The sequence below is a fragment of the Legionella waltersii genome (genome assembly GCF_001468085.1).
Classification (GTDB): Bacteria; Pseudomonadota; Gammaproteobacteria; order Legionellales; family Legionellaceae; genus Legionella; species Legionella waltersii.
Genome location: NZ_LNZB01000060.1, coordinates 627,199 through 647,117, shown reverse-complemented (window position 1 = coordinate 647,117; position 19,919 = coordinate 627,199). Strand labels below are relative to the sequence as shown.

Sequence of the window (19,919 nt, the reverse complement as noted above, 5' to 3'; positions counted from 1 at the left end):
CCACAGACAAATAGAAAGGGAGTTTCAATAGTGTCTGGTAAACATTTTCGCCACTGGCTTGATAATAAAGTCAATGACCATTTCTGGAATAAGCCTCTAGCTTCGCGTTATATCGACAAGGCTATTTCAGATAAAAAGATACAAAGATCGATATCAGCGAGTAAACAAAACCAAATTCGATTAAGTTGCATTGAAAGCATTATAGCCAGCGACTATGCACGAATGATTGATGTTAAGCTTAGAGAATTGTATAAATCGTTTAGACTAGAAGATTTTAAAGACCCGTCAGGGTTTGAAAAAAGGGAACGGTCAAACCTCTTACAACAAGACTATTTTCAGACTAGAGGACATATTGAATATTTTATAAAAAAAGAAATATACCAAAATGATCTTAGTGCCGATGCTCAACTGAATGCTTTTAGACGATGGATTAATATTGCTGATTTGCTGTTAAGACGGCATTGTTATGAAGGATTTTTACTTGTTATTGTTAATTTGGAACTCATTTCAAATAAAAAATTGATAATGGGCTTGCCCGAAGGAGTTAAAAATAATTTTGCTAAATTGTGTGCATTAAGCTTGCCGGATTATAATCATTCCGCCTTACGAAAATTCATGAGCGCAAATCAGGATGAAAGAGATTTTACGCCTATGCTGTTTAACTATCATGCTATCACAGTGCTTAACGAATCACTATCGAATCTGATTTCGTTGAAAAGGCAAACCCATAAGGACATTAAGCGTTTATCAAGGAACATTATAAAACTTGAAAAAACGATGCAGGACGACCCCAGTTCGCAGTATGATTATTTATTAAGAGAGAGGGGAGATAAAGCCAGCTTTTTATCAGCGATTAAATTGCAGATAACCGATCAGTTTAGACAACGTAAAGCATTACTGAGTAGCATTAAAAAGGAACAGGGCGCAACTTACACTCAATTACCCGATTATTTAGTCCAAACTTATAGACGTCTTAGAAAGGAGCATACTAAATACCAACTTAAACTCCATTCACAAGATAATCCACCAGAGCCACCTTCAGCGAGAGACACAACTCCATCGCAACTCTATAAAAGCAAATTACTTCCGAGTTTTTGGGCTCGATCGGGTAAACCCCCGGAAAAGTATTGGGATGAGTTTTTCATTCCAAGTATTCTAGGGGGATAGATTAATAACAACGTTTAGTACATCGAATCACTTTTCCACTCCATTTTGAGATTAAGCAGCTTTTTCGACATCCATAACCAATATAGCGCCATGGTGTCCAATAGGCACCGCTATGATAATATGGACTACCCCAATACCCTGGGTAATAATGATAGCCATAAAAATAGGCTAACTGTGTTCCCTGTGTAGTAGTGATGGTGTTAACAGCTAAAGCTGTGTTAGTGTAGATTGAACTTAATAGTAAAATGAATGCAAATACTAATTGCTTAGAATAGGTCTTTTCCATGTCCACATCCTTAGATGGTAGTAGCATTTATAGTATAGTTAAAAATTACACAACCGGCGTAAATTATGAATGAAAAAATCATTTTAGTAACAGGGTGTTCCAGTGGTATAGGGTTTGATGCTGTGTTTGCTCTTAAGAAAAGGGGACACAGAGTTATCGCTTCTTGCAGGAACTCTAATGACTTGCAGCGGTTATTGAGCAAAGATATAGAGGCTATTCTATTGGATTTAAATGATTCAAGTTCAATCCAAAGTGCATTTGCACAATTATTGATGATGACCTCTGGCCGGCTGGATGTTTTAATCAACAATGCTGGATTCGGTCAAGTAGGTGCTTTAGAGGATATTTCGCGTGAGGTACTCACTAAACAATTTGAAACCAATGTTTTTGGACTGCATGAATTAACTCGATTGGCTATCCCAATCATGCGAAAACAAGGTGGTGGACGGATAATAAATATAAGTTCGATATTAGGTATTATCAGTTTACCATTTAGAGGAGCTTATAATGCTTCAAAGTATGCAGTAGAAGGATTAAGCGATACCTTAAGATTGGAGTTAAAGGATTCTGGGATTAAAGTGATTACCATTGAACCAGGTCCAATTGAAAGTCGTTTTAGAGACAATGCAGTGGACAAGTCTTTGCTGAATATTGATCAGGAACACAGTCATTTCAAATTGCAATACTCATCCATGTTGAAGTCGTACAAGAAGAATAAAGTTGACTCAGTGTTTACCAAGGGTACTCAATCAGTCATTAAATCACTCGTGCACTCTATTGAATCCAAAAAACCAAAACCTAAATATCCCATCACTTTTCCAGCACATGTTTTTATCTGGTTAAAACGAATTTTGAGTACTAATTTAATGGATAAGCTATTGTTGATCATTTCACGTAAAGAAATTTCCTAATTTATTTTCAAATAAGAAATTTTTTCAAAAAAAGAAGAAAATTCCCTTTTTGTTTGCTAATATTTTATTGGGTATTTAGAAAATCCATTAACTATCAAGGAAGTAATACTATGAAAAAATCAACAATGGCCGTAGCTGCTTTATTAACTGCTATTTCTACAGCACCTATGGTTTCTGTAGCATACGCTACTGATACAAACTCTACAGTAGCTACATGCAAAGGCTGTTCTGGTTGCAAAGGCTGCAAAGGTTGCGAAGGTTGCAAAGGCTGCGGTGGATGCGGCGGTTGTAGCGGTTGCAAAGGTTGCGGTGGTTGCAGCGGTAACTAAGCTCTAGTTCATTCCTTTAAAAAGAGGTGGTTAATACTACCTCTTTTTTTGTTGTTATTAATTTTGTTTTTATAGTATTAATCATGATAAACCAATCCGAATTTATTTTACCTGCGCTAACCAATTGGAAAAGAAATGTTTTCTTAGGCTATGCGAGCCAAGTGCTTGAGATGCAGCAGAAAATGTCGACGAAAAAGGGAAAAAATATACTTCACTATACTCTCCAAAAAAAACGAAGACATGAACGTATGAGTCATTATCCTAAGGGAGATAGAATCGACAAAACGACTGGATCACAGTATTTTTATCATTGCCATCGAGAAAATTTTGAAAGTTCTGAGCATGGTCATTTTCATACCTTTATACGTTACAAGCATATACCCAAACGTGTTAAGCCACTGCCACTTCCAGACTGGGATAAATACATCGATAATCCAATGACTCATCTTGTGGCTATTGCTATGAATCAGTATGGGCAACCTATTCGACTTTTTACTGTAAATCGTTGGGTTACTTCTGAAATATGGTATGGCTCTGAACATGCTTCATATTTCCTAAAGCGGTATAAAATGACTCTAGAAGACGATCCTTACTGGCAAGTTCTTGATAAATGGGTAGAGGGAATGTTGCATTTATTTTCTCCACAAATAATCTGGCTGCAAAAAGAACGAGACCGACGAATGGAAGAAAATCAGTTCGCAAAGCCAGGAGAAAACTCTTATACAGACCATACGCTTGAAGAACTATCAGAAATTTCTATTGATCTAAAACAGCAAATTGAATGGGTTATTAACTCCTAATCTCCTATTTATCTCATGGAGCTACGTACAGAAGGATCATTGAAATTAATAGATTTGTAATACCCAAATTATTATCGCAAAAGCTTACATCGACTAGAGACTCTAATTTATTGTTGCTTTTTATTATTTTATCTTCTGTCGTAATCCATTTGGTGGGTATGACCGCCGGTAATTTATTGGTTGAGGAAGCCTATTACTGGAATTATTCACAACATTTGGATTTTGGTTACCTTGATCATCCACCTATGGTGGCTGTATTAATTAAGTTGTTTACTTCTTTACTAGGAACTAATGAATTTACAGTTCGTTTAGCTAGCCTAATTTGCTGGTTAATTACGATGTTATACAGTTTTAAGCTATCAGAATTAATGAATAATGGATCTGGGAAATACTCCATATTGCTGTTATCTGTTTTACCGTTCTTCTTTTTTCAATCGATTATTATTACTCCTGATTCTCCACTACTGGCTTGTTGGTCTTCTTCGCTCTACTATTTATATTCTGCACTTGTTCTAAAACGAGCTAAACATTGGTATTTAGTGGGCATTTGTATGGGGTTGGGGCTTTTATCTAAATACACCATCGTTTTGCTAAGCTTACCTATTTTCAGCTATATGCTAATTTCATCTGATGCTCGTTTTTGGTTTAAAAAAAAGGAGCCGTATCTCGCTGCTTTAATTGTCATTTTGCTGTTTACTCCTGTGATTTATTGGAATGCCATTCACCAATGGATTTCATTTACATTTCAAAGTGTTCGTCGTTTTGAAAACACGGGGGTTTCAGGTACTCTTGAGCTATTGTGGGTCAGTGTGTTTTTTTTAACCCCATTAGGGGTTTGGGAAGTTGGGCAATTGTTCATAAATAAACCATTACTCTCTCCAATTGGCAATGAGAAAACAGTATTTGTTAAATGCTTTACGATAATTCCGTGGGTATTCTTTTTTCTTTATAGTTTTAATCATGAAATCAATTTGAATTGGATTGGACCATTATTTTTAGGGGTAATTCCTTGGGTCGCTCACGTCATGGACCGGTCTTATAAAAATAGAATTTATTGGTTTTGTACATTTTTGGTTTTGCTAGTTGCTTATACAAGTGTTTTTCTTCTTATTCGCTTTAATCAATCCTCGTTGGTGCAACAGAAATTGCTAGTAAAGATGATTGATTGGGATAAGTTGGTTTTACAATTCGATGAATTAGCAGAGCAAACAGCGAAATCGATGCGTAAAGAGGTTGTCTTTATTCCATTAGATAACTACCCAATCAATAGTGAGTTGGCCTATTATCAGGAGCAGCTATATAAACAGGGGAAAGTTAAGCATAAATACCCAAGCAGTGGTGCGCATTTGTTTAATAGAGAAAGTTTAATGTATCGCTATTGGTCCAAGAATCAGACTATAGCTGGAAAAGCCATAATTTTACTGTCTAAAGAGCGTTGGCGATTTGATGATCAAGAGGTCATTTCAAGAGTCAACGATCTATCACCTCTAGGACAGGTTTGGTCATCTGGACAAGGCAAGCATCTAAAAAATATTCCTTATTTTTATAAGGTTGTCGAGCTGAAGTAATTTATTTTTAATCTAATCCGCTACCTAAGCCTTTGCGGTTTGGCTTCGTTGATGATTTATAAACACGACCTGTGACAGTAAGGGCTTAGGAATCGACTCCTATTATAGTGCCCTCTCTGATGGTCAGTAAGCGTAAGGTTGGGCGTTTCGCCTAATAGCCATGCCTTAAGCAGCGTCATTCGTGAAAGCGGATAGTTTCGTATCCGCTTGCTTACGCGCGCGGCTCGGTTCCTTCTTTGCTGTCTGAATCAAATCCTAGCCACAGCAGGGAGTGAACCGAGCCGCGCGCGTCAGCAAGCGGATCGATGTTGACTGGATAGAAGAGCCTAATGACAGCGCTTAAGGTCGCGCCATAAGGAGCTTCGCCTGACCGTTGTTATAAATACCCCTTTTTAAAAATGGGTTGATTCCTCAGCGTTGACGAGCGGATAATTTTATATTTATTTTGTATACGCTCACCACCTTGACACTCTCTAAAATGGATGAGTAGTATGTTGATACAATTAAGGACGATACTCTATGCATACTTCATTTAGACCAAAGAATAAGCTTCTTCATGGACCAGGCCCTTCTAATATTGCCCCCCGAGTACTTCATGCTATGGCAAAACCAACAATAGGCCATATGGATCCTGACTTTGTAGAGTTTATGGAAGATCTAAAGCAGATGCTAAAGTCTTTGCTGCAAACAAATAATCGACTTACTTTTCCGATCTCCGGTCCTGGAACTGTTGGTATGGAAACATGTTTTGTTAACCTCGTAGAACCAGGTGATCGAGTTGTTGTTTGCGTGAACGGCGTATTTGGCGGACGAATGGTTGATATGGTTAAGAGAATTGGAGGCGTTCCTCTCGTATTTAACACGACCTGGGGAAAGCCAATAGATCCAATAGAGCTATCAGCTTTTCTAGAGGAACAGTCAAACCAGGGTGCCCTAACAATTTTAGCTTTTGTGCATGCAGAAACATCAACTGGGGCTTTGTCAGATGCCGAGGCTATTTGTAAACTTGGAAAACAATTTAATGCTTTAATTATTATGGATGCTGTTACATCTGTAGCAGGTGTACCTGTAAGAATGGATGAGTGGGGTGTAGACGCATTGTATTCAGGCACCCAAAAATGCTTATCAGCACCACCTGGTTTATCACCTGCGAGTTTTAATGAACAGGCACTCGCTAAAATAAATATTCGTAAATCTCCAGTCCAGAGTTGGTTTATGGATCTGAGTTTGGTGCAGCAATACTGGGATCAAGTTGGTGAAACAGCGAGAACTTATCATCATACCGCTCCTATAAATTCGCTCTACGCACTGCATGAAACACTGATAATGATAGAAGAAGAGGGGTTGCCTGCACTATTTCAAAGACATTTGAGAACGGCCTCCATTCTAAAAAATGGACTATTAGAGCTTGGGTTTAGTTATCTTGTTCCAGACAAATCACAAATGCCCCAGTTACATGTAGTTATTCCTCCAAATGATATCTTGAAACAGGAAGCAAGTATTCGACATCGGTTATTATTTGAAAAGAATATTGAAATCGGTGGTGGATTGGGTGAACTTGCAGGAAAAGTATGGCGAATTGGTTTAATGGGACATTCAGCACGAGAAGAAAACGTCTACCAATTACTGAGTGCCTTTAATGGCATCAAACGAATGTAGTAATTGGTTTTCAAACAAGGAACGTTATGAAAGAAGCTAATCTCACTCAATCATTACCTGCGGAATGGTACTACAGTGATTCCCAGTTTTATCTTGAAAAAGAGCATTTATTCAAAAAGGAATGGATATTTTTATGCCACACACAAGAAATTCCCAGTGCAAATGATTATTTAACAACGGAGGTTATGGGAATACCCATCTTGATACTTCGCGATGAACATGAACAAATTCACGTTCTACTCAATATATGTCGTCATCGAGCTGCACCAATTTTGACTGAAAAACGTGGTACACTCACAAAGCCTTTTCTGGTATGTCAATATCATGCCTGGTGTTATCATAAAGATGGGCGCTTTAAAAACGCTCCCTACACCACAGCAAACAGCGAAGCACTGGATTTAAAGAAAATTCATTTTGAAATAGCTAGAGGTATGATATTTATTAATTTTGATCCAAATCCATCCTGTTTTGAGAGTAGAAAAAATCGTTTAATTGATGAAATGGATGCCGCTCAATTTGAGATAGAGCGATATTCTTTCCATAGTCAGATGGTAAGGGAGGGGGATTTCAATTGGAAAATCTGGGTTGAGGGTTTTCAGGAGTGTTATCACTGTCCAACTATTCATCCTATATTCAATAAAGATTTTCACATGAGTCAATATGAAGTCCATAATAAGGATCATTTTTCAGTGCATAACTGCCCTAGGAAGGTTGAATCCTCATCAGGAAGCTTTGAGGGGCTATGGATGTGGATTTACCCAAATTGTGGCCTACCTTGTTATGAAAAAGTCTTTTATACCAAGCGAGTTAATCCAAAATCTCCTACTAAAACCGAGTTAATCTATACGTTTTTTGTTACGAATAATTTCAGCGAAACCGAGGCTAGCGAATTTTTTTCCTTTATCCATAAAATTACTGATGAAGATTTTAAAATTTGTAAATTAGTGCAAAATAATCTTGAATCTGGTTCTGGTAGAGGACTCTTTGAACATGGTTATTTAAATACAGCACGAGAAAATGGAGTACACTATTTTCATCAATTATTGCGAAGTGCTGTTTCTCCTTTAAATAGCCATCAAATATCTTCTCGCGAGGAAACAATTAAAGTGTAGCCATGATTTTCTAAAAAAATGAACTATTTATTGGAATTATTTGCTAAACACCCCCGTAAAAATATACAATATAGGGCGTGTTTTGGAATGATTAGTTAACTTAATCATGCATAAATTAATACCTATAGGTTTAAGGGTTCATGCAAACTTTAAATGAAACACTTGATTTTTCCTCCTTATCTAGTACTGAAATAGAGCAATTACTACGCGACCATAATTTAAGCTTGTCTGTTAATGAAGCGCTCACTATACAAAATGACTTTTTGAAACGACCTCCTACCCTATCAGAGTGTGTTTTATGGTCTATTCAAGGTTCAGAGCATTGTTCCTATAAAAGCAGTCGAATTCACTTAAAGCAATTTAATACAAATGGCCCCCATGTCATTTTAGGGGCAAAGGAAGATGCGGGTATTGTCTCAGTTGCTAGAGATAACCAAGGGCATCGTTATGGAATTATTGTAAGTCATGAATCCCACAATCATCCGTCACAAATAGTGCCCTATGAAGGTGCTGCAACAGGCGTTGGTGGAAATGTTCGGGATGTTTGTTGTATGGGCGGTGAGGTTATTGCTGTGGCAGACAGCTTGCGATTTGGTGACATTCAACGATCTCACACCCATTGGATACAGGAGGGTGTAATTGCAGGAATTGCAGGTTATGGAAACCCTTTAGGCATTCCTAATATTGCTGGAGATGTTTATTACGACTCAGCATACAATGAAAATTGTTTAGTGACCGTTGTTACCTTGGGAGTTGTTAGAGAAGATCACATCATTCATTCTTATGCTCCACCTCATGCTGATGATTATGTTTATATTTTAGTTGGTAAGCCTACAGACAATAGTGGTTTTGGTGGCGCCAGTTTTGCCTCATCCAATTTGGAAGAAGACTCTAAAGAAAAAAATAAAGGTGCGGTGCAGGAGCCAAATGCATTCCTACAAAGACATTTACTCAAAGCTAATTACGCTTTGTTTGATTATTTACGCAAAAATAATTTAATTGATAAAGTTGGATTTAAAGATCTCGGTGCAGGAGGTGTTGCTTGTGCTAGCATTGAGCTAGCTGAGGCCGGTGGTTCCTATGGGGCAGAAATTGATCTTGAAAAAGTTCCAACTGCCATACCTGATCTTTTACCTTCTGTCATCTTATGTTCTGAAACTCAAGAACGATTTATGTGGGTTGTCCCCCCCAATTTAGTCGAGACTATCTTAAGCCATTACAACGAGCGTTTTGCTTTACCTCAAGTTTCTCAAGGAGCATGTGCAGCCGTTATTGGTAAAGTTCGCACCGATGGATTGTATGTGGCTCATTATCGAGGAAATGAACTAGTAAGAGCTAAAGTACCCGATGTGACTAAGGGTATCGTTTATAACAGACCTTTTATTGCTAAGCAAAACTCATTCAAAGAACCGAACATATCAAAGCCATTGGATTTTAATGGGCTACTTTTAAAATTACTTGCACATGAAAACATAGCTAGCAAAGAGCCTGTTTTTGAAACTTATGATAAACAAGTCCAAGGTCGAACAACTATTGAAGCAGGTTGGGCTGATGCAGGTGTTATGCAACCGTTCAACGAGTCTAAGTACCCAGAGGAGATTCGAAAAGTAGGTATAGCTTTATCGCTCGACCACAATCCTCGCTACAATAAAATTGATGCTTATTGGGGTGCTGTAAATGCAGTTATAGAGGCAGTTCGTAATGTTGTCGCAGTTGGTGCTGATCCCATCGCTTTAACAGATTGTCTTTGTTTTGGAAACCCAGAAAAACCTGAGCAAATGGGAGAGTTTGTTGACTCAGTAAAGGGTATCGTTGACGCATGCAAAGCAATTAGGCTCAAAGAGTATCCTGAAGCTACTCTTCCTGTTATCGCTGGGAATGTTTCTTTATATAATGAGTCTGCTAAAGGACCAATTCCACCTAGCCCTATGATCAGTTGTTTAGGAAAAATACCAAACATTGATTATGCAATTTCTTATGATTTCAAGCACACTGATAGTGTTATTCTACTAATAGGTGAACGTAAAGATGAATTTGGTGGTAGCGTATACTATCAGCTGCATGGTGAACTAGGTTTTAATATTCCAAAACCGGATCTACATTCGATCAGCAATGAAATAATGTCCGTTTCAGAAGTGATTCAAAAAGGACTTGTTCTTGCTGCTCATGATGTTTCAGAAGGTGGTGTAGCTGTTGCTATTGCAGAAATGTCATTTAAACATTCGATAGGCGCAGAGATAACGATACCAGGACATTTGTCCAATGAAAAATTATTATTCGGCGAGTCTGGTGGTTTTATTCTTGAGCTAAGTTCTAAAAAGTTAAAGCAGGTACAAGACATTTTAAATAAGCACAAGGTATCGTATCAACTCATTGGGCAAACAACTTCTGAGCCAGTGCTCAAGATGAACTCCGTAATAAATACCACTATAGAAAAAGCACAACATGCTTGGACTAATGGCTTAAGAGAGAGATTACTATAATGACTACCATCAATTATAAAACTGCTGGTGTGGATATTGAAGCAGGAAATGAGGCAGTAACTCGCATTAAACGCCATGTGGAAAAAACGTTTTCTCCTCAGGTATTAACTGGTATTGGTAGCTTTGGGGCCATGTATGATCTTAAGACTATTGCTGATCACTATAAACATCCTGTCATGGTACAAAGTATCGATGGAGTAGGGACAAAAACCATTGTTGCACGAATGATGGACAAGTTTGATACGATCGGTATTGATTTAGTGAGTGCTACGACGAACGACATTATTGTTTTGGGAGCTAAACCACTTACATTGCTTGATTATATCGCAGCTGACCGAATAAAACCTGAATACATCGAACAAATCATTATGGGGATGACAAAGGCTTGCCTTGAGAATGGTATTTCTTTAGTGGGTGGTGAGACCGCTGAAATGCCAGATACCTACTTAAAAGGAGAGCATGATTTAGTAGGGATCATTACTGGTGTAGTAGAAAAGGATAAGGCTATACTTGGTAAAGACATTTGTCATGGGGATATTGTATTAGCTTTCCCATCAAGTGGATTGCATACCAATGGTTATTCTTTAGCACGCAAGTTGTTTTTTGATGTGGCTGATTATACAGTCGAATCGCGTATTTCTGATTTAAATCAATCCGTTGGAGAGTCTCTGCTAGCACCTCATATTAATTATACAAAGCCGGTTCTGCATCTTTTAGATCAAGGCATTCACATTAAAGGCATGGCTCATATAACAGGTGGGGGTATTTTAGAAAATATACCACGGATACTTCCTCAGGATTGTTTGGTAGAACTGCGGAAAAATGCTTGCCCAATATTACCTGTATTTGATGTTTTACGTCATCTTGGAAAGCTAGATGATCAAGAAATGTACCGAACTTTTAACATGGGAATTGGCCTCATACTGATTGTTGCTCCAAAAAATATAGATACGATTAAAACAGCATTGAAGCACTACCCAGAGTTTCCAGTGTTTGAAGTGGGGCAGGTAGTATCTGGCAAACCAGAAGTGAGATTAATGCAATGAAAATAGCTATCGTTCAATTTCCTGGTTCAAATTGCGAAAGAGAGACTGCACTAGCTGTTGAAAGGTCTGGTATGCAACCCATTGAATTTTTGTGGAATGAGCCAGCTTCGAAACTCAAAGAAATGGACGGATTCATTATTGTTGGGGGATTCTCTTATGAGGATCGCTCAAGATCGGGGATTATCGCTGCTCTTGATCCAGTGATGGAAGAGATAAAAAGACAAAGTGAACTAGGAAAACCAGTTTTAGGTATTTGTAATGGAGCGCAAATATTAGTCGAGACAGGCTTAGTACCTGGACTCAAAGAGTATCAAGTAGGAATGGCACTTACTGAAAACAAACGTATTCTTGACGGTAAAATACTAGGAACTGGATTTTATAATGCATGGATTAATATGCGTCCATGCAGTACCCCAAAAAATAACGCATTTACCCGTTGCATGAGTGAGCATCAGGTTATTACTGTGCCTGCAGCACATGCTGAGGGACGCTTTGTTATGACAAAAGATCTTCTGAAAATCATTGAATCAGAAGGTTTGAATTTATTCCAGTATTGCGATGAGTTCGGGAATATTAATGATAACTTTCCTGTAAATCCAAATGGTTCCATGGGAAATATTGCGGCAGTAATCAATAGATCTGGGAATGTGATGGCTATGATGCCCCATCCAGAGCGTACTCCTGTTGGAGATGATATTTTTAAGTCAATGAAAGAATACATTCAAGATAATCAACGCGTGACCCAATTGCCATTGGACTACCAAGTAAAACCAATTTCTATATCACCTTATACTCCTAAGACTGACCACTACGAAGTCATTGTAAAGCAGATAATTACGGATAACACCGCATTAACCGTTGAAAAAACGCTAAGGCAGATGGGTATTTTAGTTTCAGTGAAGCGTTATGTTCACTGGGAAATTGGCTCAAACTCAACTGAGCTTATTGAGCAAATCATGGAAAGCGGGGTTTTGTACAATGATCGTAAAGAGTACATCGTTGAAAAGGATCAATTATTGCCTTCTGATGCAAAGGCATATTTAGTGAAGGCCTATGATGATCTTGTAGGAGCACAAAAAATGCAAATGTTGCAAGATCATTTTTCTTTTGATGCCAACATATCGATAAATCACGGTGTGCTTTGGGTTTTGCAAAGTGACTCCGATCAAACTAATGATATTGAAAGAGTATTACAAACTCATATTTTATTTAACTCCTATGCCCATGCTTGCTATGAATATTAACGAACCAAACTATGATGCAATTGCTGCTCAACTGTCATTTTGCTTGAGCGAAACGAATTTGCCTTTTGGTAAAAAATACCAAGGAAAGGTACGCGATACCTACGACATTGGGGATAAGTTAATCTTAGTAACGACTGATAGGCTAAGTGCATTTGATCGAATGTTGGCTTCTGTGCCCTATAAAGGACAGGTACTAAATCTCACCTCAGCCTGGTGGTTTGAGAAAACCAAATCAATAGTTCCTAATCACCTCATTGCTGTTCCAGATCCTAATGTGGTGATTGCTAAAAAATGCAACGTTTTTCCAATAGAATTTGTGGTTAGGGGATATATTTCTGGCTCAACCAATACCTCGTTATGGACGCAATATCAAAATGGGGTGAGGAACTATTGTGGAATCGAATTTCCAGAGGGACTCCTAAAAAACCAAAAGCTTCAGACGCCCGTTATTACCCCCACAACCAAAGAGAAAGATCATGATAGGCCTATCACACCTACAGAACTAGTTTCAGAAGGGTGGATGAGCCAGAAGGACTGGGATGAAGCTAGTTCATACGCGCTTCAACTCTATGAATACGGCGCTAAAATCGCACAGGAACATGGTCTCATATTGGTGGATACTAAATATGAATTTGGTAGAAATGATCATGGCAATGTCCTATTAATTGATGAGATACACACGCCTGATTCAAGTCGTTATTGGTTAGCAGAAACTTACCAAGAACGAATGAATGCTGGCAAAGAACCCGAGAATATTGATAAAGAGTTTTTAAGATTATGGTTTGTACAGCATAGCGATCCCTATCAAGATGAAATTTTGCCTAAGGCACCAGATGAGCTAATTGTTACTTTAGCGGCAAGATACATCCAGCTGTATGAAAAAATTACCGGTGCATCATTTGCATACGAGTTAAGTCCTGAACCTGCGCAAGACAGAATATTGCGTCATTTACAAACTTGGTTAAGTTAAATTGGCTCAGTGGGGGGTAGACTAATGTGTGGTATTGTTGGAATTTATAGTCATGACTCTGTAGCTGCAGAACTTTATGATAGCTTAATTCATCTTCAACATAGAGGACAGGACGCATCAGGCATTTTAACTTGTGATGACCGATTTTATGCAAAACATGGCCTTGGTTTGGTCAGAGAAGCCATATCAACAACCGATTTAGCTCAACTCAAAGGTAAAGTGGGGATAGCCCATGCACGATATCCAACGGCTGGTGGATACAGTGAAGCCGATGTACAACCGCTGTGGATTGGGAGTCCTCGGGGAATTGCCTTAGCGCATAACGGCAATTTAGTGAACTATCAAGAATTAGTGGATGATATCTGTGGAAAACAACACCGTCATTTGAATTCGACGCTAGACTCTGAAGCATTACTGCTTCTCCTAGCAGATTCCTTAGCAGTAGGCTCCTATTCGGATAACGATGAAGCTCAATTTTTTGAATTATTATGTTCCGCAGTAAATACAATCTATAGCCGTGTGGAAGGGTCGTTCTCAGTAGTAAGCCTAGTCATCGGTAAAGGATTGGTAGCATTTCGTGATCCGCATGGAATTCGTCCACTGGTTTGGGGCGAGCGGGTAAGGGATGATGGACGTAAGGACTATATTTTTGCTTCTGAAACCACCCCGTTTTACTCACTTGGGTTTGAGCCTAAGGGCGATTTACTACCTGGTGAAGTTGTTTACGTAAACGCCCAAGGTCAATTATTTAAGAAGGTCATCACTCAAAAAGCATTCACTCCCTGTCTATTTGAATACGTCTACTTTGCAAGGCCAGATGCTACCTTGGACGATGTTAGTGTCTACAGAGCACGGTTACGTATGGGGCAAAATTTAGCAAAACGTTGGAAAGAAAAATACCCTGAAACGATTCCAGATGTAGTCATTCCCGCACCCTCTACGGCAAATACAGCGGCATTAGCTTTTGCAAATGAGTTGGGTATTCGTTATTCGGAAGGCTTGTATAAAAATCCATTTATTGGACGCACGTTTATTATGCCTAATCAAGAATCTCGATCAAGACAAGTACGTTATAAATTAACTCCCCAAAAAACAGAAATTAATAAGAAAAGAGTCCTCATTGTAGATGATAGTATTGTTCGTGGAACAACCTCTCGTGAAATTGTACATATGATTAGGGAATTTGGAGCTTTAGAAATCTATTTCGTGTCTACCTGTCCACCCATTAAAAATCCTTGCTTTTATGGTATTGATATTCCGTCACGTAAAAAATTAATCGCAGCACATAAATCTGAAGAAGAGATTCGCCAGTTTTTAGGAGTTGATAAGTTGTTGTATCAAACTCAAACTGATCTTGTTGAAGCAGTATCTCGAAAAGGTAAGTATGATTTATCTAAACCCTGCATGGCTTGTATGGATGGCATTTATGTGTGTGGACAAATCAACGAATCTAAAATTAGGGCTTTAGAAAAAAAACGACTGCAAGAAAATGGCATTGATACAGAAATTGGAGAGATGTCCTAATGAATATTTTAGTTGTAGGATCTGGTGCTCGTGAACATGCGATTGCAAAAGCATTGAATCGATCTTTGAAAAAACCAGCGGTTTTTTGCTTTGGAACATCATTGAATCCTGGGATAGAGGACATCGCTCATGCCTATTATGTAGGTGATATAAATAATGTCTCAGACGTACAACAGAAGGCCGAACAGTGGTCCATTGATTTAGCGATTATTGGCCCAGAAGCTCCGCTTGAACAAGGCTTGGCTGATGCTTTATGGAATTCAGGAATTAAAGTAATAGGTCCTAAACAGGCACTTGCTCAAATTGAAACAAGTAAGTCCTTTGCAAGAAACTTGATGAAAAAGTATGACATATCAGGACTACCAAAATATAGAAATTTCACAGACATCAATGGCATTGAAACGTTTTTACATGAACTTGGTCTGGGTAATTTTGTGGTTAAAGCGAATGGATTGATGGCAGGAAAAGGAGTAAAAGTAGCTGGTGAGCATCTCCATTCATTTTCTGAGGCCATGGATTTTTGTCGAGAAATCTTCTCTCAAAATCAAACGTTGGTCATTGAAGAAAAATTAATTGGTCAAGAGTTTTCATTCATGTGCTTTTCAGACGGTAACAATTTAGTACCCATGCCAGTTATCCAAGACAATAAAAGAGCCTTTGAGAATGACACAGGCCCTAATACAGGCGGTATGGGCAGTTATTCAATGGCTGATCACCGCTTACCTTTTTTAACCCAGGATGACATCAATCAAGCGTTGCACATTAACCAGGAAGTCATTAATGGTTTAATGACTGAAACAAAAGAAAAATACATTGGAATCTTGTATGGTGGGTTTATTGCTACTGCAAATGGAGTCTATGTCATCGAGTTCAATGCACGATTTGGGGATCCAGAATCGTTGAATGTATTAAGCATTCTGCAATCCGATTTTGTGGATTTATGTGTGTCAATGGTAAATGGTAATCTTCAAAAGGAGAAGGTTGAATTTGCTAATCTATCGACAGTATGTAAATACGCTGTACCCAATGGTTATCCGGATAAGCCATTACGTGATGTAGAAATAGACATTACTCAAGTAGAGAATATGCAAAACTTGTATTTGGCTGCAGTTAATGCGAAGAAAAATAAATTGTACGCTACTGGCTCTAGAGCAGTTGCTTACGTAGGAATTGCCGATAACTCCTCTCAAGCAGAGCAAATAGCAGAATCCCAAATTAAGCGTATAAAGGGGCCGTTGTTTCATAGAGGTGATATTGGAACAGAGAAGATGATATCAAATCGCGTAGAGTTTATGCGTAAGTTGCGTGCTAGATGATAAAACTCGGCATTCTGGGATCTACTCGTGGCACTAATATGCTTGCCATTATTAATGCCATCAATTTAGGATATTTAGAGGCACAAATCAGCATCGTCCTGAGTAATAAATCAGATGCGATCATTTTAGATCGTGCACGTATCCATGGTTTAGATTGTCAGTTTGTGAGCCCAACTGGTTTAAGTAGAACAGACTATGATTTAAAAATCAGTGGAATTCTCAAACAACATCAAGTTGATGTCGTGGTTCTAATTGGGTACATGAGAATATTATCCCCAGAGTTCATCAGTGAATGGCCTAATAAAGTCATTAATGTTCACCCGTCCTTATTACCTGCTTTTGCTGGTAAAATGGATTTAGAGGTTCATCGAGCTGTATTGCAGTCAGGCGTGCACGAAACTGGTTGTACTATTCATTATGTAACCGAAAAAGTGGATGCTGGGCCTATTCTGTTGCAAAAAAAATGCAGCGTAAGTGAAGAAGATACGCCAGAATCTTTAAAAGAAAAGGTACAGAAATTAGAATCAGAAGCGCTCATAGACGCAATTCAAGTTTTATCTCGTAAGTAAATCAATTTATAAGTTCTGTTCTCAGATGGAATTTTGTGCTAATTATTAAATGAGGTCATGGAAGGCCAATATTGAATGAGAATTCAATGTCTAACTATCGGGAGGTAGTTATGAAAAAATCATTAGTCATGATGTATCTGTTAGGGCTGTTGATTTCTTGGAACTTGTATTCAGCTGTATTGCAGGGACGAGGGCAGGATGACTCCTATCTGCAAATTATTTCTCAATTAAAAACGTCTAATCCAAAACACTATTTATCAAGAAATACCCCATTGTCGAAACGAGTTCCAATAGATAAAGTCGATTATTCAAAAGTACCCGTTGTTAATAGCTATGCAGAATTAATGGCAATGTTTAGACTAATCAGAGATACTCGCTTTCTACAAAGCAAACAAGATTTAGCTTTTGAGAGAAGAATCAGTTGGTTGTATCCGGATGACGGATGTTTTGCTAGGGCGGCTTTAGCAGGAATGAAACTGACGGATTTAAACTATATAAGGCCATTCAAGATATTCGTATTTGGTGACTTGTCACTGCAAACACCTTATGCTGCGTCTGGAGCAGTCAGTTGGTGGTATCATGTTTCATTGGTAGTCAGTTATATGGGGGCAATTTTTGTCTTAGATCCCGCACTTGACACTGAAAAACCTGTATTGGTAGACGATTGGTATAGTAAAATGGGTGACAGCAGTGAAATGAAAGTAGCTGTTTGCAACCCTTATTCTTATGATCCAATTGATAATTGTTATATTGCAACTGAAGCTAGTGATAAGGAAGCTATCAGTGATCAAAGAATGTATTTAGAGAAGGAATGGAAGCGTATTAAGCAGTTAGGTTTTGAACCTGCGACATTGCTTGGGGCGACTCCACCTTGGAACATATATTAACGAATTTTCCATACACGGAGGTAGATGATTGATGCATCGATATATTTTATTGTTACTGTGCTTTACTCAAGTGGCATTTGCTAATCCATACTGGGATCGCTATAAAGTGCCGAGAGATGTCAACTACCCAAATCTTCATTTTAAACATGTCAATGTTAACTCCTTAAAATCTGCTATAGAAACAGCAGAAATTCCAGTTTTACGCATTCAAACAGACTGGTTTGAAGAAACGGAGTCGTATTCTATAAGTCATCTCCTCATTGAAGCATCTGGAACTCCCGCATTATTGGCAAGGAGCACTCTTAAACCCCATTGGGGAAGTTATTTAGGGATCTTAAAAAGTAAAAAGACTGGTAAAGAGTTATTCTATGATTCGATAGGAACTGGAAAAGAATATAGAAAGCTCGCGCGAGCAATTAATTTACGGTTTCCTGTTCCTAAAGAAAGTGTTGTGTTTGAGCTCTATGCCGAAAACCCACAATCTGGTCTGATGGAAAAGGTACTTGACGAGGAGATAAACATAGGTAAGTTAGAGAGGGAGACGATTGAATATCCTGATTTAGAGGTTAAAGAGTTGGCTATTGCAAAGAAATCGCCTTCCCTCCGTGTAAATATTTATGCAGAGGGATACAGCAAAACAGAAAAAAATAAATTCTATAAACAAGCCATTAAGACAGTCCAAGCACTGCAAAGCCAACAGTTTCCTGGTGTGGAGTCTATGAGTTTTTATGCCGTATTTAGCACTTCCAATCAACGCCTCGGCGATGCAATGGATTTGGGATTGCCTATACCAGAATACGATTCATTTCTCGGTCTATATTATCCTTATTGGGATAATTTTGGTCGTTGGTATCATATTGTATACCCTACGAGAGAAAATAAATTCAGACAGGCTCTAGCGACTGCTCCCTACGATTATCCGATTGTTCTAGTCAATAATGGAAAATATTGGGGAGTTGGTAATTATAAGTCTCATACTGCAATTCCAGCAGATAATTCAACGTATTTTACCTACCTACTGCTGCATGAAATAGGCCACTTTTTTGGCCTTAATGAGGAGTATGAGGGAGGTGGTAGAACTGAGCTTGAGTTTGCAGCCAACATGGAGGAACCTTGGTCTCAAAACATTACCTTCTTAGGTGCTCCTAGTTATAACGGCCTTAAATGGAACAAAATGGTGGATGCGCAAACATTAATTCCAACACCCTACAGTGATTGGGAATCGTATCCACCAGTCTATGGTGCCTACAAAGGTGGGTATGCGGATTCACCTTCATCCAAGGGATATAGCCATAAACCAGGTTTAAATTGTATTATGGAATCTAATCCCGAGTTTTGTGATATTTGTAAGAATGGCATATTGGATGTTATCACTCATGATTTAGGAATTAACTAGTTTCATAAAAGAAAACTAAAGCTCGTTCCATTTGTATTGATGAATGGAACGAGAAAAATAGAGATTTATTTTTTGGGAGTTAATGGATCCATAACTTGATCAAAAATAGCTGCACCCCCAACGGCTATATTATTCATGGCATTGGAAACAGAGGTACTTTTATCTCCAGTAATTGGAGCAAAAAAATTATTCATGCCATTTACAGCATTTCCAACCGGTCTTTGATTTTTGCCTTCTTCATGCGCCAGATATAAAAATAAGCCAGTACCAGCAATTGCTGCCGTAAGTCCGATTTTTTTATCAACCCACCAAAGCGGAGCCAGTAGCGTATTTCCTAGAGCGATTAATGTTACAGTTTTGCCTTTGTCATCTGTTGAAGCTTGATTTGGTTGCATTTCAATTCCTTATGATCAACTTTGAGTACAGACTATGTTAAAGAAAAGCAGAATGCAAGTAAAAAATTGTTGTTATTCAGACAGTTCTCTATATCCTAGGACTTATGAAAACCCCAAGGTCGAGGAAAAAGTACTTTTTTATGAGGGAGTTTAGATGGACTAAGTGACCGAATTAACAATGTCTTTTAACGAAGATATTGGGGTTTTTCGTAAGTACTGTGTCTATTCCATTAAGGTCTCTGCCTATTTTGCCTCCT

Annotated in this window: 18 protein-coding genes; 16 read left to right on the top strand and 2 right to left on the bottom strand. The window is 38.3% G+C overall.

Annotated elements, in window-relative coordinates; genetic code table 11:
- The first annotated feature begins 30 nt into the window (after nt 1–30).
- Entirely contained in the window at nt 31–1,167 is a 1,137-nt protein-coding gene (locus tag Lwal_RS16020) for a hypothetical protein (protein WP_058481790.1), read from the top strand.
- A gap of 1 nt (nt 1,168) precedes the next feature.
- Here Lwal_RS16020 and Lwal_RS16015 read toward each other — a convergent pair whose 3' ends face one another.
- Nucleotides 1,169–1,453: a hypothetical protein gene (locus Lwal_RS16015; protein WP_058481789.1), complete on the bottom strand. Its 285-nt coding sequence runs from the start codon at nt 1,451–1,453 to the stop codon at nt 1,169–1,171.
- A gap of 65 nt (nt 1,454–1,518) precedes the next feature.
- Between Lwal_RS16015 and Lwal_RS16010 the strand changes: the two genes are divergently transcribed.
- The 15 genes from Lwal_RS16010 to Lwal_RS15940 all read left to right on the top strand — a co-directional run bounded on the left by Lwal_RS16010 (nt 1,519) and on the right by Lwal_RS15940 (nt 19,267).
- Nucleotides 1,519–2,364 (top strand): SDR family NAD(P)-dependent oxidoreductase, encoded by an 846-nt coding sequence (locus Lwal_RS16010; RefSeq protein ID WP_058481788.1) that lies wholly within the window; start codon nt 1,519–1,521, stop codon nt 2,362–2,364.
- 110 nt (nt 2,365–2,474) lie between these two features.
- A complete protein-coding gene (locus Lwal_RS17155; protein ID WP_083500127.1) occupies nt 2,475–2,693 on the top strand; it encodes a hypothetical protein in 219 nt (72 codons plus the stop codon).
- 83 nt (nt 2,694–2,776) lie between these two features.
- A complete protein-coding gene (locus tag Lwal_RS16000) occupies nt 2,777–3,493 on the top strand; it encodes a DUF6969 family protein (RefSeq protein WP_058481944.1) in 717 nt (238 codons plus the stop codon).
- A gap of 158 nt (nt 3,494–3,651) precedes the next feature.
- Nucleotides 3,652–5,061: a glycosyltransferase family 39 protein gene (locus Lwal_RS15995; RefSeq protein ID WP_058481786.1), complete on the top strand. Its 1,410-nt coding sequence runs from the start codon at nt 3,652–3,654 to the stop codon at nt 5,059–5,061.
- A 519-nt stretch (nt 5,062–5,580) separates the two neighbouring features.
- Complete coding sequence (locus Lwal_RS15990) at nt 5,581–6,720, top strand: pyridoxal-phosphate-dependent aminotransferase family protein (protein WP_058481785.1); 1,140 nt, start codon at nt 5,581–5,583, stop codon at nt 6,718–6,720.
- 26 nt (nt 6,721–6,746) lie between these two features.
- The gene (locus tag Lwal_RS15985) at nt 6,747–7,832 is read left to right on the top strand and encodes an aromatic ring-hydroxylating oxygenase subunit alpha (RefSeq protein WP_058481784.1); all 1,086 of its coding nucleotides are present in this window, start codon (nt 6,747–6,749) and stop codon (nt 7,830–7,832) included.
- 140 nt (nt 7,833–7,972) lie between these two features.
- Nucleotides 7,973–10,315, top strand: a complete 2,343-nt coding sequence (gene purL / locus Lwal_RS15980) for a phosphoribosylformylglycinamidine synthase subunit PurL (RefSeq protein ID WP_058481783.1) — start codon at nt 7,973–7,975, stop codon at nt 10,313–10,315.
- Nucleotides 10,315–11,361 (top strand): phosphoribosylformylglycinamidine cyclo-ligase, encoded by a 1,047-nt coding sequence (gene purM, locus Lwal_RS15975; RefSeq protein WP_058481782.1) that lies wholly within the window; start codon nt 10,315–10,317, stop codon nt 11,359–11,361. Before purL ends, purM begins: the two co-directional genes overlap by 1 nt.
- Nucleotides 11,358–12,605, top strand: a complete 1,248-nt coding sequence (gene purQ, locus Lwal_RS15970; protein ID WP_058481781.1) for a phosphoribosylformylglycinamidine synthase I — start codon at nt 11,358–11,360, stop codon at nt 12,603–12,605. The genes purM and purQ overlap by 4 nt, the downstream gene beginning before the upstream one ends.
- Nucleotides 12,595–13,575: a phosphoribosylaminoimidazolesuccinocarboxamide synthase gene (locus tag Lwal_RS15965; RefSeq protein WP_058481943.1), complete on the top strand. Its 981-nt coding sequence runs from the start codon at nt 12,595–12,597 to the stop codon at nt 13,573–13,575. The genes purQ and Lwal_RS15965 overlap by 11 nt, the downstream gene beginning before the upstream one ends.
- 24 nt (nt 13,576–13,599) lie before the next feature.
- Entirely contained in the window at nt 13,600–15,099 is a 1,500-nt protein-coding gene (gene purF, locus Lwal_RS15960) for an amidophosphoribosyltransferase (protein WP_058481780.1), read from the top strand.
- Nucleotides 15,099–16,415: a phosphoribosylamine--glycine ligase gene (gene purD / locus Lwal_RS15955; RefSeq protein WP_058481779.1), complete on the top strand. Its 1,317-nt coding sequence runs from the start codon at nt 15,099–15,101 to the stop codon at nt 16,413–16,415. The genes purF and purD overlap by 1 nt, the downstream gene beginning before the upstream one ends.
- On the top strand, nt 16,412–16,984 hold the full coding sequence (gene purN / locus Lwal_RS15950; protein ID WP_058481778.1) for a phosphoribosylglycinamide formyltransferase: 573 nt from the start codon (nt 16,412–16,414) through the stop codon (nt 16,982–16,984). The genes purD and purN overlap by 4 nt, the downstream gene beginning before the upstream one ends.
- A gap of 110 nt (nt 16,985–17,094) precedes the next feature.
- Nucleotides 17,095–17,871, top strand: a complete 777-nt coding sequence (locus tag Lwal_RS15945) for a protein-glutamine glutaminase family protein (RefSeq protein WP_058481942.1) — start codon at nt 17,095–17,097, stop codon at nt 17,869–17,871.
- A 31-nt stretch (nt 17,872–17,902) separates the two neighbouring features.
- Entirely contained in the window at nt 17,903–19,267 is a 1,365-nt protein-coding gene (locus Lwal_RS15940) for a M64 family metallopeptidase (protein WP_058481777.1), read from the top strand.
- Nucleotides 19,268–19,332: 65 nt separating this feature from the next.
- Here Lwal_RS15940 and Lwal_RS15935 read toward each other — a convergent pair whose 3' ends face one another.
- A complete protein-coding gene (locus Lwal_RS15935) occupies nt 19,333–19,662 on the bottom strand; it encodes a hypothetical protein (RefSeq protein ID WP_058481776.1) in 330 nt (109 codons plus the stop codon).
- Nucleotides 19,663–19,919: the final 257 nt, after the last annotated feature.

Excerpts from the sequence above, each read along its gene's own strand:
- Lwal_RS16015 (WP_058481789.1), bottom strand. The coding sequence starts at position 1,453 with ATGGAAAAGACCTATTCTAAGCAATTAGTATTTGCATTCATTTTACTA.
- Lwal_RS16010 (WP_058481788.1), top strand. The coding sequence starts at position 1,519 with ATGAATGAAAAAATCATTTTAGTAACAGGGTGTTCCAGTGGTATAGGG.
- Lwal_RS17155 (WP_083500127.1), top strand. The coding sequence starts at position 2,475 with ATGAAAAAATCAACAATGGCCGTAGCTGCTTTATTAACTGCTATTTCT.
- Lwal_RS16000 (WP_058481944.1), top strand. The coding sequence starts at position 2,777 with ATGATAAACCAATCCGAATTTATTTTACCTGCGCTAACCAATTGGAAA.
- Lwal_RS15995 (WP_058481786.1), top strand. The coding sequence starts at position 3,652 with ATGACCGCCGGTAATTTATTGGTTGAGGAAGCCTATTACTGGAATTAT.
- Lwal_RS15990 (WP_058481785.1), top strand. The coding sequence starts at position 5,581 with ATGCATACTTCATTTAGACCAAAGAATAAGCTTCTTCATGGACCAGGC.
- Lwal_RS15985 (WP_058481784.1), top strand. The coding sequence starts at position 6,747 with ATGAAAGAAGCTAATCTCACTCAATCATTACCTGCGGAATGGTACTAC.
- purL (WP_058481783.1), top strand. The coding sequence starts at position 7,973 with ATGCAAACTTTAAATGAAACACTTGATTTTTCCTCCTTATCTAGTACT.
- purM (WP_058481782.1), top strand. The coding sequence starts at position 10,315 with ATGACTACCATCAATTATAAAACTGCTGGTGTGGATATTGAAGCAGGA.
- purQ (WP_058481781.1), top strand. The coding sequence starts at position 11,358 with ATGAAAATAGCTATCGTTCAATTTCCTGGTTCAAATTGCGAAAGAGAG.
- Lwal_RS15965 (WP_058481943.1), top strand. The coding sequence starts at position 12,595 with ATGAATATTAACGAACCAAACTATGATGCAATTGCTGCTCAACTGTCA.
- purF (WP_058481780.1), top strand. The coding sequence starts at position 13,600 with ATGTGTGGTATTGTTGGAATTTATAGTCATGACTCTGTAGCTGCAGAA.
- purD (WP_058481779.1), top strand. The coding sequence starts at position 15,099 with ATGAATATTTTAGTTGTAGGATCTGGTGCTCGTGAACATGCGATTGCA.
- purN (WP_058481778.1), top strand. The coding sequence starts at position 16,412 with ATGATAAAACTCGGCATTCTGGGATCTACTCGTGGCACTAATATGCTT.
- Lwal_RS15945 (WP_058481942.1), top strand. The coding sequence starts at position 17,095 with ATGAAAAAATCATTAGTCATGATGTATCTGTTAGGGCTGTTGATTTCT.
- Lwal_RS15940 (WP_058481777.1), top strand. The coding sequence starts at position 17,903 with ATGCATCGATATATTTTATTGTTACTGTGCTTTACTCAAGTGGCATTT.
- Lwal_RS15935 (WP_058481776.1), bottom strand. The coding sequence starts at position 19,662 with ATGCAACCAAATCAAGCTTCAACAGATGACAAAGGCAAAACTGTAACA.